General features: G+C 32.7%; 11 protein-coding genes. 4 read left to right on the top strand and 7 right to left on the bottom strand.

Features of this window, described 5'->3' with window-relative positions; genetic code table 11:
- Positions 1-24: 24 nt before the first annotated feature.
- A complete protein-coding gene (locus IM755_RS02560) occupies positions 25-306 on the top strand; it encodes a F0F1 ATP synthase subunit epsilon (protein ID WP_026725933.1) in 282 nt (93 codons plus the stop codon).
- A 54-nt stretch (positions 307-360) separates the two neighbouring features.
- On the opposite strand, the gene IM755_RS02555 is transcribed toward IM755_RS02560, so the two are convergent.
- Entirely contained in the window at positions 361-1,857 is a 1,497-nt protein-coding gene (locus tag IM755_RS02555; RefSeq protein ID WP_194093479.1) for an aminotransferase-like domain-containing protein, read from the bottom strand.
- Positions 1,858-1,925: 68 nt separating this feature from the next.
- On the opposite strand from IM755_RS02555, the gene IM755_RS02550 reads away from it, so the two are divergent.
- Entirely contained in the window at positions 1,926-3,749 is a 1,824-nt protein-coding gene (locus IM755_RS02550) for a TonB-dependent receptor plug domain-containing protein (RefSeq protein ID WP_194093478.1), read from the top strand.
- Positions 3,750-3,894: 145 nt separating this feature from the next.
- Here the strand turns inward: IM755_RS02550 and IM755_RS02545 are convergent, their stop codons facing one another.
- The 3 genes from IM755_RS02545 to aspS all read right to left on the bottom strand — a co-directional run bounded on the left by IM755_RS02545 (position 3,895) and on the right by aspS (position 6,154).
- Positions 3,895-4,095 (bottom strand): cold-shock protein, encoded by a 201-nt coding sequence (locus tag IM755_RS02545; protein ID WP_008255794.1) that lies wholly within the window; start codon positions 4,093-4,095, stop codon positions 3,895-3,897.
- An 81-nt stretch (positions 4,096-4,176) separates the two neighbouring features.
- A complete protein-coding gene (locus IM755_RS02540) occupies positions 4,177-4,407 on the bottom strand; it encodes a hypothetical protein (protein ID WP_194093477.1) in 231 nt (76 codons plus the stop codon).
- A gap of 1 nt (position 4,408) precedes the next feature.
- Positions 4,409-6,154 (bottom strand): aspartate--tRNA ligase, encoded by a 1,746-nt coding sequence (gene aspS, locus IM755_RS02535; protein WP_194093476.1) that lies wholly within the window; start codon positions 6,152-6,154, stop codon positions 4,409-4,411.
- Positions 6,155-6,293: 139 nt separating this feature from the next.
- Between aspS and IM755_RS02530 the strand changes: the two genes are divergently transcribed.
- Both IM755_RS02530 and IM755_RS02525 read left to right on the top strand, forming a co-directional pair.
- Complete coding sequence (locus IM755_RS02530) at positions 6,294-7,298, top strand: TlpA family protein disulfide reductase (protein ID WP_194093475.1); 1,005 nt, start codon at positions 6,294-6,296, stop codon at positions 7,296-7,298.
- Between the two features lie 162 nt (positions 7,299-7,460).
- On the top strand, positions 7,461-7,805 hold the full coding sequence (locus IM755_RS02525) for a toxin-antitoxin system YwqK family antitoxin (protein ID WP_194093474.1): 345 nt from the start codon (positions 7,461-7,463) through the stop codon (positions 7,803-7,805).
- Between the two features lie 50 nt (positions 7,806-7,855).
- Here IM755_RS02525 and IM755_RS02520 read toward each other — a convergent pair whose 3' ends face one another.
- From IM755_RS02520 to IM755_RS02510, 3 genes are read right to left on the bottom strand one after another with little or no spacing between them, the layout of a single operon-like run.
- Positions 7,856-11,032 carry an efflux RND transporter permease subunit gene (locus tag IM755_RS02520; protein WP_194093473.1) on the bottom strand — a complete coding sequence of 1,059 codons (3,177 nt, stop codon included), beginning with the start codon at positions 11,030-11,032 and terminating at the stop codon, positions 7,856-7,858.
- A 9-nt stretch (positions 11,033-11,041) separates the two neighbouring features.
- Positions 11,042-12,109: an efflux RND transporter periplasmic adaptor subunit gene (locus tag IM755_RS02515; RefSeq protein ID WP_194093472.1), complete on the bottom strand. Its 1,068-nt coding sequence runs from the start codon at positions 12,107-12,109 to the stop codon at positions 11,042-11,044.
- Between the two features lie 5 nt (positions 12,110-12,114).
- Positions 12,115-13,455 (bottom strand): TolC family protein, encoded by a 1,341-nt coding sequence (locus IM755_RS02510; protein ID WP_194093471.1) that lies wholly within the window; start codon positions 13,453-13,455, stop codon positions 12,115-12,117.

Below are 13,455 nucleotides of genomic sequence, written 5' to 3'. Positions count from 1 at the left end.
ACTATTCACTAATCACTAAGAAATATGATTTTAGAAATAGTATCACCAGAAGCTACATTGTTTAAAGGAGAAGTTACTTCGGTAGCAGTTCCTGGAATTAACGGTGAGTTTCAAATGCTAAATAATCACGCACCTATTGTTTCATTATTGGCAAAAGGAAACGTGAAAATCAATGCTCAAAACATTAAAATTGAAAAAGAATTCGTTTCTAAATTCAATAAAGTAAATGAGCAAACGTATTGGTTGCCTATTAATTCAGGTACCATCGAAATGAATGAAAACAAGATTATTGTTTTAGCTGACTAAGACAATAGATTTATAGTAAAAAGTCCCGCAATTTGCGGGACTTTTTTTGTTGTATTATTTTATAATTGAATTGTAAGCAAGATTTAATTTACTTATCACAATTTCAATTTCTTCTTCATTCAAATGTCCAAATCCAAAACGAATGGCACACGTATTTTTATCTTGATAAAGAATGGTCTTTGGAAGAAAGACATCTAATTTCGAAACTTCTTCAGCAATTTGAATTAATGATATGGAAGGTTGAAATTCAATCCAAATAGCTAATCCTCCAGAAGGCTTTTTAAATTGAATGGTTTCATTGAAATAACGCTTCAAACATTCGCATGCAAAATCTCTTCTTTGTTTGTAAATAATGGTGTTCTTTTTCAGTAATCGATGAATTTCACCTTCATAAATTAATTCCGAAAGTACTTGTTCTTGAATTAAATCGCCTTGTTTATCTAACATTTGAAGATAGTTTTTTGCTTCCAAAATCAAATTTTCTGGAGCTACCACAAATCCCGTTTGAAAACTAGGAAATAACGATTGGCCTAACTTTCCAAGATAAATTACCATTCCATTTCCGTCTGAACTAGCCATGGGCAACATAGCAGAACCTTCGAGTTGAAAATCGTAATCAAAATCATCTTCAATTACGGCAAATTGATATTTCTTGGCAAGTTGTAAAAGTTGTAATCTTCGTTCGGCAGACAAAGTATTTGTTGTGGGATAATCGCGATTGGAACACACATAAACACATCGAATTTTGCCTTTTGTAAAATGTTTTTCAATGTAATTAATATCTAATCCATTTTCATCAACAGGAATGGTTTTAATGTTGGCTCCAGCTTCTTGAAAAATCATATTGGCATTATAATTACTCAAATTACCAACCAAAACCACATCTTTTTTTCGAATTAAAAGTTGCGAGATGATGTACAAGCTCATTTCGGTACTTCGTGTACTTATTAAATTTGTGGGTTTGATGTGAAAACCTCGGGTTGCATTTAAAAAATTACACAATTGATTTTCAAACGTAGAATAGCTGTTTTTTGATGTATTGTTCCATTTTGAAATCAATGATTTTCTTTTCATTGATGTGCCGTACCATTTCGAAAATTCGTGTATAGGATGCAATCGTAAATCAGGTTGGCCATCGTTTAAAATGTATTTAGCTTCCGAAAATTCTTGTGTTGATGCCAAGTGAAAGGATGTTTGAAAAGGAAATCCTGTCGTTTTAGGATAACTATAAGCATCGTTTATTTTATTGGAACGCGCTTTGATAGTAGCTGTTTTTGGTTTTGGAACTAAAATAAAAGTCCCTTTGTTTGGAATAATTTCAACCCAACCTTGTGAAGCTAATTCTTCATAAACCGCAACTGCAGTATTTCTATGAATGTTAAGTAAGTGACTGAAAATTCGGGTGCCGGGCAAAGCTGTTCCTTCTTTAAGATACCTTCTTTGTACAGCATTTATAATTTGTTGGGAAATTTGAACATACACCGATGTAGCACTCGTTTTATCAAAGTGAATAAGTTCTTTTAGTAACACATTAACCGGACTATCTTTCATTTTAAAACTGGACTATTTTAATCGTCCGGAAAGTTACGACTTTTGCGCCGTTTTAAAATAAACTTCAAATGAAAAACAAATACTTTTTATCTGTCTTGCTTTTTGGTTCTATAGTAGGAAATGCACAAGAAACAGAATTAAAAACAGATTCTCTTAAAGAAGTTGTGGTTACTTCTTCTCGTATTGATTTACCTTTCAAAGAAAACTCAAGAACAATTCAAATTGTTACCGCTGAAGACATCAAAAAATTAGGTGTTACTAATGTCGCAGATGCTTTACAACAACTAGCAGGAATTGACGTAAGACGCCAAGGTGTAAACGGAATGCAAGCCGATTTATATATTAGAGGTGGAGGTTTTGATCAAACGTTATTACTTATTGATGGAATTAAAGTTGATGATCCGCAAACTGGACATCACACGATGAATTTAGCTTTACCAATTGAAGTAATCAAAAGAATTGAAGTAATTAAAGGTCCCGCTGCTCGTGTTTTTGGACAAAATGCTTTTACAGGCGCGGTTAACATTGTAACCAAAGATGTTGAACAAAATTCTTTGATTGCTAAAGTGCAAGGTGGTTCTTTTGGTCAATTTATTGCTGAAGCTACCGGTACAGTTAGTTTAAAAGAAAGTAGTCATATTGTACATTTTTCTAAAAACTTTTCAGAAGGATATCGTTATAATACCGATTTTGACAATACCAATTATGTATTGAAAAATCAATTCAATAAAAATAAATTACCTATTGAATTACTTACAACTTATTCAGAAAGAAAATTCGGTGCAAATGGTTTTTACGGAATTCCATCAGCAACAGATCAATATGAAGAAACTCAAGCGAGTTTAGTTGGACTTTCAACGGTGATTAAAAAAGGAAATTTAACTTGGAAACCACGAGTGTATTGGAGAAGAAATCAAGATGAATATCACTACATAAGAAGTAATCCTTCTATTTATAGAAATTTACATATTACCAATAAGTTTGCTGCTGAATTAAATGGTTCATATGAATCAAAGGTGGGAATCACTGGTTTTGGTATTGAAATGGCTAAATATTACATTTCTAGTAATCGATTAGGTGATAATTCAAGAGAAATGGCTTCTGTGTTTTTAGAACATCGTTTTCAGTTTTTGGATAAAAAATTTGATATAACACCAGGAGTTGCTGTTTCTTATTTTTCTGATTTTGACAGCAAAGCATTTCCTGGATTAGATTTAGGTTATCAAGTTTCGTCAAATTTTAGAGTGTATGGAAACATTGGATATACTTACCGAGTTCCAACATATACCGATTTGTATTACATAGGACCACAAGCCATTGGAAACGAAAATTTGCAACCAGAAGAAGCTATTTCGGAAGAAATTGGAGTGAAATGGTTAACTAAAAAGTTTGATTTTACGTTTGCAGCATTCAATAGAGATTCAAATGATTTGATAGATTATGTAAGATTAACAGAATCAGATGTGGTTTACACGCCTCAAAACATTCAAGATGTAAATACGAAAGGATTTGAAACACAAGTAGAATATCGTTTTACATTAAATTCTTTGCCACAAAAAATTAAAATGGGTTACACTTTTATCGAAGACGATGTTAAGCAAACCAGTGCTGCTTATTCAAGATATTCCATCAATTCTATGAAACACCAATTTGTTGGAAATTATGCAATGGAATGGTTCAAGAATTTTAGTAATTCTATCGGATATAGATACGTAGAGAGAACTTCAGGAATTAGTTATAACATTTGGGATGTAAGTGCCTCATACAAATTAAAAGAGCTGGAATTCTCGATTTACGCTAATAATATTTTCAACACAGAGTATGTTGAAGCAGGAATGGTGCCAATGCCAAAAGGAAATATTTTATTTGGAGTAAAGTATTTATTTAAGTAAAATATGGTTTGATTAGTTTAAAAGGGCTACAGTAATGTAGCTCTTTTTTTATGGAATAAAGTTACATTTATAAATATATGGTATAAAAAAAGTCCCGATTAAATCGGGACTTTGATCTTTCTAGGTAATCAAAAAATAATATATATTAGTCTTCGATAACTACTACTTGAGCAGCTACTTTACCTTTTCTTCCTTCTTCTTCTTCGTAACTAACAGCATCACCTTCATTTAAAGATTCAACTCTCATTCCGCTAGCGTGTACGAAAATGTCTTTTCCAGTTTCATCGTCAGTAATAAAACCGTAACCTTTTGATTCATTGAAGAACTTAACTTTACCTGTTCTCATTTTGTATTGTAAAAAATTAATAATTATCAAAGATATACTTATTTCCAACACAAACAAGAAAAAGTTAAAAATATTTCAAAATTACTGATTATCAGTATCTTCTTTTTTCTTTAAACCTAAGTTTAGCATTCGCTCTCTAGTTTCTTTATTTTTAAACCTCGAATATAAAAATAAAGGCATAAGAACAAAAGCAGCCAATAGAACTCCAATTCCAATCCATTTTTCGCCATTTAAGCCATTGTTTTTTTGGAAATATCCAAAACCAATTAAGCCTAATACAATGACAATTAAACCAATTAGAACCTTTTTCATATTATCTTAGTTTGATGTGTAATTCTTGTAATTGTGCTTCATCAATAGTTGAAGGAGCATCAATCATTACATCTCTTCCTGAGTTGTTTTTAGGGAAAGCAATAAAATCACGAATCGTTTCTTGTCCGCCTAAAATAGACACTAATCTATCTAAACCAAAAGCTAAACCTCCGTGTGGTGGCGCTCCAAATTCAAAAGCACTCATTAAGAATCCAAACTGCGCTTGTGCTTCTTCTTTGCTAAATCCTAACAAATCAAACATTCTTGATTGTAACTCTCTATCGTGAATTCGGATAGAACCTCCACCAATTTCGTTTCCGTTTAAAACCATATCGTAAGCATTAGCACGAACTTTTCCTGGTTCGGTTTCAATTAATGCCATGTCTTCTGGTTTTGGAGAGGTAAATGGATGGTGCATTGCGTGGTATCTACCGCTTTCTTCATCCCATTCTAATAAAGGGAAATCAACTACCCATAATGGAGCAAATTCGTCTGATTTTCTCAAACCTAAACGAGTAGCTACTTCCATACGAAGTGCCGATAATTGTGTTCTAACTTTATTTGCGTTTCCAGATAAGATTAAGATTAAATCACCTGGTTTTGCATTGGTGATTTCAGCCCATTTTTTCAAATCTTCTTGGTCATAGAATTTATCTACCGATGATTTGAAAGTTCCATCTTCTTCACATTTTACATATACCATTCCCGAAGCTCCAACTTGAGGGCGTTTTACCCAATCAATTAAAGCATCGATTTCTTTTCTTGTATAATTTGCACAACCTGGTGCAGCGATTCCGACTACTAATTCAGCTGAATTGAATACAGGGAAATCTTTATGTTGCGCTACAGCATTTAACTCGCCAAATTTCATTTCAAAACGAATATCTGGTTTGTCGTTACCGTAGGTTTTCATAGCGTAATCATAAGTAATTCTTGGGAATTTATCTACTTCAATTCCTTTGATTTCTTTTAGTAAATGACGTGTTAAACCTTCAAACATGTTTAAAATGTCTTCTTGCTCAACGAATGCCATTTCACAGTCGATTTGGGTAAATTCTGGCTGACGGTCGGCGCGTAAATCTTCGTCACGGAAACATTTCACAATTTGGAAATATTTATCCATTCCACCTACCATCAATAACTGTTTGAACGTTTGTGGTGATTGTGGAAGTGCATAAAACTGTCCTTCGTTCATTCTACTTGGTACCACGAAATCACGAGCACCTTCTGGAGTAGATTTAATTAAATAAGGTGTTTCTACATCACAAAAACCTTGGTCAGAAAGATATTTTCTAACTTCCATCGAAACTTTATGACGGAATAATAAGTTGTTTTTAACCGGATTTCTTCTGATATCTAAATAACGGTATTTCATACGAATGTCTTCACCACCATCGGTTTCGTCTTCGATAGTGAATGGAGGCAATTGTGCTTCGTTTAAAATCGTTAATTCAGCAACTAAAATTTCAATGTCACCCGTTGCCATATTTGGGTTTTTAGAAACACGCTCAATAACAGTTCCTTTGATTTGAATCACAAATTCTCTTCCTAAAGATTTTGCTTTTTCAATAACGGCTTTGTCGGTTCTTTGCTCGTCAAAGATTAATTGCGTGATTCCGTATCGATCACGTAAATCAACCCAAATCATAAATCCTTTATCTCTCGATTTTTGAACCCAACCTGCAAGGGTAACTTCTGTATTAATATGTGATGCGTTTAATTCGCCGCAATTATGACTTCTGTACATTTTGAAAAATTTTATGCAAAAGTAAGAACAAAAAAGAAAATTTTTGTTTTCAATTGTTAATAATAATAGAATTTTAATTCGTTATTTTTCGTTTTATAAAATAATAATATAATTTTACACAAACCTTATAACACATTTTATGAAAAAACTAGTTTATTTATTAGTATTATCAGTCGGTTTTTCTTTTGCACAAACTACTACAAAAGAAAAAGTAAAATTTTCGGCTAAAATTGAAAATAGAAACAGTGACACGTTAACTGTTTTTGGCCCAAATAAATTTAAACAAGTAATCCCAATTAATAAAAAAGGAGTTTTTGAAGCTTCTTTTGAAGTAACTGACGGGTTACATCAATTTAGTGATGGGTCAGAATCTTCAATGATGTATTTAAGAGGAGGCGATGATATCAAATTAACATTGGATGCAAAAGAATTTGACGAAACAATTGTTTATACTGGAAAAGGTTCGAAAGAAAGTAACTTTTTAGCTCAAAAAGCATTGTCAGATGAGAAATTTGAAATGGAACTTGAAGGTTTATTAGAAAAAGACGAAGCTACTTTTAAGGCTGCTCTTGATAAAAAAGCAAAAGAAGATTTAGCAAAATTAGAAAGTGCTGGTTTAGATGAAAAATTAGTAAGCGCTTTAAAACCAAGAATTGCCCAAGAAGGTATGATGCTAACCCAATATTATAATCAAAAAGCGGCTGCTAAAAAAGTAGAAGGAACTACAGCTCCTTCTTTTGATTATGAAAACCACAAAGGTGGAAAAACGAAATTAGAAGATTTAAGAGGAAAATATGTGTATATCGATGTTTGGGCAACTTGGTGTGGCCCTTGTAGAGCGGAAATTCCTCATTTAAAGAAAATTGAAGAAAAATATCATGGTAAAAACATTGAATTCGTTAGTATTTCGGTTGATGTAGATAAAGATCATGAGAAATGGCAAAAATTTGTAACTGAAAAACAATTAGGAGGAATTCAATTGTTTGCCGATAAAAACTGGATGTCAGATTTTATCAAAGCATTCGGAATTAATTCGATTCCTAGATTCATATTAATTGATCCAAACGGGAACGTAGTTAAGGCTGATGCGCCAAGACCTTCTTCTGCAACTTTGGTTGAATTACTAGATGGTTTAGTGAAATAATAGCCTTTATTTTATATTCTATTTAAAGCCAATACATTATGTATTGGCTTTTTCAATGTTAAGTTTTTATCTAATGTTACCAAATTGTTAAGCAAAAGTTTTTTTATTGTAAATTATATTTTATATTTGTTACTGTAATGTTAACCTAAAAAAGAAAAGAGTATGAAAAAAGTAGTAATTGCAGTAGTTTTATTGGTTTCAAGTTTGTCATTTGCACAAGAAGTAAAACCAAAATTAGAAGTGGTTGACCAAATGGTAAAAGCAACATATTATTATGATAACGGGCAAGTAAAACAAGAAGGGTATTATTTAGATGGGAAGTTACATGGGAAATGGATGGCTTATAACGAAGATGGTTCTAAACAATCAATTGGAGAATACAACAAAGGTGCTAAAACTGGAAAATGGTTTTTCTGGAGTGAAGATTCTTTAAGCGAAGTTGATTTTTCAGATAGTAGAATTGCTGAAGTAAAAAAATGGTCAAAAGATGTTTTAGTTAAAAACTAATTCAATTTGAAGTATAAAAAAAGTCCCGATTTAATCGGGACTTTTTGTTTTTATAAGGTATGTTTTGGGTTGAAGCCGTCTTCACTTAATTCTTGGTGAACATAATCGGCAACCATTTCTGCTTCATAATCTGTTTTTTCTCCTTTAGAGAATTTAGCGATTATTTTCTCCATAATTTCATAAATTACAGGAACTACAATTAAGGTTAAGAATAATGATGAAATTAATCCACCAATAATTACCCAAGCCAAACCGTTTTTCCATTCTGCTCCAGCTCCAGAAGCTAATGCAATTGGGAACATACCAAATACCATCGCAATCGTAGTCATTAAAATTGGACGTAACCTTGCATGATTTGCTTGAATTAATGCTGTTCTGATACTTTCTCCTGCTTTACGTCTTTGATTCGTATAATCCACTAACATAATCGCATTTTTACACACCAGACCAATTAGCATGATGATTCCTAAAATAGTGAAAATATTAAGAGAGTTGTTTGTTAAAGCTAAAGCTAGCATAGCTCCAATGAACGAAAGCGGAATCGCAAACAATACTACAAATGGATGCACAAAACTGTCGTATAACGAAACCATTACAAGGTAAACCAAGATAATAGCTGCTAATAAAGCAATTCCAAGTGTTCCAAAACCTTCCGATTGATTTTCCATATCACCACCCCAAATGTAATCTACTCCAGTTGGTTTTTCTAATTTGTCTAACTTCTCTTGCCATTGCGATACAATAGTTCCAGAAGCAACTCCCACATTTTGACCTTTTACAGTTACCGATGCTGATTTGTCTCTACGTTCTAATTCACTTGGACCAGAACTTTCAGAAACCGTTGCAAATTGAATTAATTTGATTTGTTCACCTCTATCGTTTATGAAAATTAAATTACTTACATCTTCAATACTTTTTCTGTCGAATGCATTGTATTTAATGTTGATGTCATATTCGTATTCACCAGCTCTAAATTTACCATCGGTATTTCCACTAAATGCAGTTTGCATCGTCATACCTACAGTTTGTAAACTTAACCCAAGCGCTGCCATTTTATCTCTATCCACTTGAACGTTTACTTCTGGATTTCCGTCTTCTACAGATAATTCAATTTCTGTAGCTCCAGGAATCGTACGTAATTCTCTTTCAGCAGCTTTTGCAAATGCCATAGCTGTTTCCACATTTGGACCTGTAACGATTAAACCTAAAGTTGCATCTTCAGCAGTTCCTAAAATACCTACTGGAACCGTTTTAACTTTTGCTCCAACTAAGATTTTCTCTAATTTTCGTTTTGTTTTGGCAGCATAAACGTTTGCTGGTTCATCACGTTTGTCTAAACCAACCATTTTTACGTTAATCTCAGATTTATAAGCAGTTGCTTGAGAAGCTCCTAAACCTTCACTCGTTTGACCAATAGTTGTAATTTGACTGTGAACGAATGGTTCTTTTTTCAGGAAAGCTTCTGCTTTTTGCGTCATAAAGTTGGTTTGTTCTAACGAAGCGTCTTTCGGCATTTCAATTTGAACTAAAAACTCACCACTATCAGATGCTGCGAAGAATTCACCACCAATAAATCCACCACCCATTAATCCGATGGTTGAACTAAAGAATAATACTAGAACTACTATTATTGTTTTGATATAATGATCTAAACACCAAGTTAATAATCCTGAAACCCAGTCCGTAAAACGAGTTAAATAGCTTTCAAATCCAAGGATAATTCTTCCGAAAAAGGTTTTACCCGTAATGTGTTCTAATTTTCCATATCTTGACGATAACCAAGGAATAATAGTAAACGAAGCCACTAACGACAATAAAGTCGAAATAATAACCGTTACACAGAATTGCGTAATAATGTTTGAAACTAATCCTGTACTCATTGCAATTGGTAAAAATACTACCACAATTACTAAGGTAATCGATACAACGGTTCCTCCAATTTCGGCGGTTCCATCATAAGCAGCTCGAACTTTGTTTTTACCCATTTCCATGTGGCGGTAAATGTTTTCCAATACCACAATCGCGTCATCCACTAAGATACCAACAACTAAAGATAATCCTAATAAACTCATTAAGTTTAAGGTATATCCCATTAAGTAAATTCCAATGAAAGTTGCAATTAACGAAGCAGGAATCGAAACCATTACAATTAACGAGTTTCTAACACTGTGTAAGAAAAACAACATTACTAAAGCTACTAATATAACGGCAATAAGTAAGTCATGAACCACCGCATCTGCTGCTTCTAATGTAAAAATAGTACTGTCTTTTGCAATTTCTAATTGTAATCCTTTTGATTTATAATCGTTTTCTAATTTGTTGATGGTTTTTACCAATTCTTCACTTACCGCTACAGCATTAGCATCAGATTGTTTTACAATTTGTAAAAGAATAGCACTTTTTTGATCTACACGAGCAACTTTTTCAGCAATTTTTTGAGTGTCTTGAACATCAGCAATATCTCCTAAACGAACTTGAATTCCGTTTCTTGATGACACTATTAAGTTTCTTAATTCTTCAACATTTTTATATTTTCCGGCTAAACGAATTAATATTTTTTGGTCACGCGTTTGAATGTTTCCAGTAGGGAAATCCAAATTTGATGATAAAATATTTTGTTGCACTTGAGGAATCGAAAGTCCGTAACCTTGCATTTTTACTGCATCAAGATTTACTTGAATTTCTCTCTCTTGTCCACCAATAATGTTTACTTGCGCAACACCTTGAACACGAGATAAAATCGGAGCTAATTTTTTATCAATTAAGTCGTAAAAAGCAACTTCGTCCATTTTTCCGTTGGCACCAATTGTCATAATTGGTAAATCACTCAAGGAGAATTTAGTTAACGAAGGTGTTTCGGCATCATCTGGTAAATCACTAATAATAGCGTTAATTTTACGTTGCGCATCATTCATCGAAACATTTACATCAGCATTTGATGTTAATGTAATGGATACGGTTGATAAACTTTCGTATGATTTTGCATCAATTTTTTTGATGTTTTCCAAAGAAGCTACCGCATCTTCAATTTTTTTAGTTACCGTGTTTTCAATTTCACTTGGCGATGCACCAGGATAAATTGTGGCAATTGTAATTACGTTAGTTTCAAATTTAGGAATCAATTCGTAGCCTAAATTGCTATAACTGAACAGTCCACCAAGCGTTAGAATTGTAAACAATACAATTACTAACGACGGACGTTTTATCGATATTTCTGCTAATTTCATATGTTTTGATTATTTAATAACTTCAACAGCGTTTCCGTCTTGTAAGTTGATTTGTCCAGTTACAATTACAATTTCTCCGTTAGATAATCCGTCTAAGATTTCTACTTTGTCTCCTAAAATTCTACCTGCTGTTACTTTTTTAAGTTTTGCAGTTCCATTTTCAACTACAAAAATTTCGTTGCTACTAACACTTCCAACAAATGCATTTCTTGGTACAATTTTCAACGTTTGTTTTTGTTGGTTTGAAGCAAATTTTGCTGTTCCATACATACCCGCTTTTAAGTCGTTTGAAGTATTATTTGTGATTTCAATTTCAACAGGGAAGTTTAAACTTGCATCTGCTTTTGGAGCAATGAAAGTAATTTTTCCTGTAAATTCTTTGTCAGGATACACGTTTGAACCTACTTTAATTACGCTTCCTACTTTTAAGCTCGCCACTTGACTTTCGTTAACCGTAACTTTTAATTTTAATTTAGATACGTTTACAATTTCGAACAATTCTGTTGGTGGCATTCCAGATAAAATAGATCCTGGTTCAATGAATTTTTTATTGATAAAACCATTAATTGGCGCTTTAATTCTAGTATCACCTACGTTGATGTTAGCTTGCGTTAAATTTGCTTTTGCATTTACCATTGCTAATCTTGCTTGATCTAATTGTTGTTTAGTTACACCGCCTGTTTTAAAAGCATTTTCAAATCTTGTGTAATCTGCAACAGCGTTTTGATATACCGCATTAGCGTTTTGCGCATTTACGTTAATAACATCGCTTCTTACAATTGCAAGTGTTTGTCCTGCTTTTACATAATCACCTTCTTTAACTAAAACTTCAGTTACTTTCCCAGATTTTTCAGCAGAAAATTTTAATTCTTGAATTGGTTCAAAGTTTCCGTTTGATACGAAATCTAATGAAACTTCTTCTGTTTTTACCGTATCCACTTTTACTGAAACTGATGCGTTTTTTTCGGCTACGATTGCTGTTTTAGCTTCGTTTTCTGCTTTGTTTTTAGTTAATATAAATCCGATTATACCTAATGAGGCTAAAATGATTACTATGGTTATAATTGTCTTTTTCATTTTAATTATTTATTGGTTAGTGTTTTAAGTTCGCCTTTTGATTTTATGAATTGAATTTCAGCTAATTTGTATTCTAAAATAGCATTAGTATAATTGTTTTGTGCTTCTACCATTGCGTTTTCAGCATCTAATAAATCGGTTAATGCAGCTAATCCTTGTGTGTAGTTGTTATTGGTATTATCAAAAACTTCTTTAGCAAGTTGCGCGTTTTCCTTTTGATTGTTGATAGTAATCAAACTGTTTTCAAGTTGTTTTTTTGCATTATCAAACGCTAAATCCAAAGCTAATTTTGTGTCATCAAGATCTACTTTTATCGAACTTAATGCATTGTTTGCTTGTCTTACTTTTGCTCTTGTTCCAAATCCTGTAAATAATGGAACTCTTAAACTTAATCCAATAGAAGAAAAGTCTGACCAATAAACACCATCAGCTGGTTTTGCAAATAATGGCATTTCTGGACCTTGACCAATATAATTGTAACTTCCAGTTAATGATAGTGTTGGATAATAAGCTGCTTGAGCTGCCTTTTTTTGGTAGGTTAATAATTGTTCTTGTTTTTTAAGTAACAAATATTCGGTTCTTCCTGTAACATCAGCTGTTGATGATAAGTCTTGTGGTGTAACTTCAAAAGCAGTGTTAGGAATGATGATTTTGTTTTCCATCGGCATTCCCATATAAAATTTCAACGCATTTTCTTGAAGCGAAATCGCATTTAAAATTTGTTGACGTAATGAATTGATATTGTTTACACGAACGGTAATTCTATCATAATCAATTTTTTTAGCCAAACCATTATCAAATTGTCCTTTGATAATGTCTTTTACTTTGTTTGTGTTTTTCAAGTTATTATCAACCACAATAAGTTTTTGTTGTTGCACATATACTTGATAATACGCATTTGCAACACGTTCGATAACTTGTTCTTCGGTTAATTGAGCATTTATTTGGTAAAATTCTCGAGTAGATTTAGCTGCTTTCAAGCCTGTAAATACCGATTGGTCAAACAAAGCTTGGTTTAAAGAAACTCCTGCTACTGAATTCCATTCTTGTCCAAGTGGAGCTAAAATTGTAGTTCCTGGTGCTCCAAAGAAATCGCCTGGTAAGGCATTTAATTGAAGAATAGGATTGTATGTCATACTTCCATTAGCCGAAATTTGCGGTAAAGCTCTCGAACGAACTTCTTGAATTTTATACTCGCTATTTTCTACTTCTAATTTGGCTTTCTTAGCTTCTGCTTTGTTTTCAAGCGCAAAAGTTATAGCATCTTTTAATGTTAGTGGTGCCACTTCTTGTGCACTTACTGACAGTGTAAAAGTTAATAATGTTATGAGAATTGTTTTCTTCAT

The organism is Flavobacterium proteolyticum, from assembly GCF_015223105.1.
GTDB classification, from domain to species: domain Bacteria; phylum Bacteroidota; class Bacteroidia; order Flavobacteriales; family Flavobacteriaceae; genus Flavobacterium; species Flavobacterium proteolyticum.
The sequence above is the reverse complement of the archived record's forward strand: the minus strand, read 5'-3'. Positions and strand labels throughout refer to the sequence as shown.

What these genes read in the sequence shown, in the direction of transcription:
- IM755_RS02520 (WP_194093473.1), bottom strand. Translation starts at nt 11,032, where the DNA reads ATGAAATTAGCAGAAATATCGATAAAACGTCCGTCGTTAGTAATTGTA.
- IM755_RS02550 (WP_194093478.1), top strand. Translation starts at nt 1,926, where the DNA reads ATGAAAAACAAATACTTTTTATCTGTCTTGCTTTTTGGTTCTATAGTA.
- IM755_RS02510 (WP_194093471.1), bottom strand. Translation starts at nt 13,455, where the DNA reads ATGAAGAAAACAATTCTCATAACATTATTAACTTTTACACTGTCAGTA.
- IM755_RS02545 (WP_008255794.1), bottom strand. Translation starts at nt 4,095, where the DNA reads ATGAGAACAGGTAAAGTTAAGTTCTTCAATGAATCAAAAGGTTACGGT.
- IM755_RS02540 (WP_194093477.1), bottom strand. Translation starts at nt 4,407, where the DNA reads ATGAAAAAGGTTCTAATTGGTTTAATTGTCATTGTATTAGGCTTAATT.
- IM755_RS02555 (WP_194093479.1), bottom strand. Translation starts at nt 1,857, where the DNA reads ATGAAAGATAGTCCGGTTAATGTGTTACTAAAAGAACTTATTCACTTT.
- IM755_RS02525 (WP_194093474.1), top strand. Translation starts at nt 7,461, where the DNA reads ATGAAAAAAGTAGTAATTGCAGTAGTTTTATTGGTTTCAAGTTTGTCA.
- aspS (WP_194093476.1), bottom strand. Translation starts at nt 6,154, where the DNA reads ATGTACAGAAGTCATAATTGCGGCGAATTAAACGCATCACATATTAAT.
- IM755_RS02560 (WP_026725933.1), top strand. Translation starts at nt 25, where the DNA reads ATGATTTTAGAAATAGTATCACCAGAAGCTACATTGTTTAAAGGAGAA.
- IM755_RS02530 (WP_194093475.1), top strand. Translation starts at nt 6,294, where the DNA reads ATGAAAAAACTAGTTTATTTATTAGTATTATCAGTCGGTTTTTCTTTT.
- IM755_RS02515 (WP_194093472.1), bottom strand. Translation starts at nt 12,109, where the DNA reads ATGAAAAAGACAATTATAACCATAGTAATCATTTTAGCCTCATTAGGT.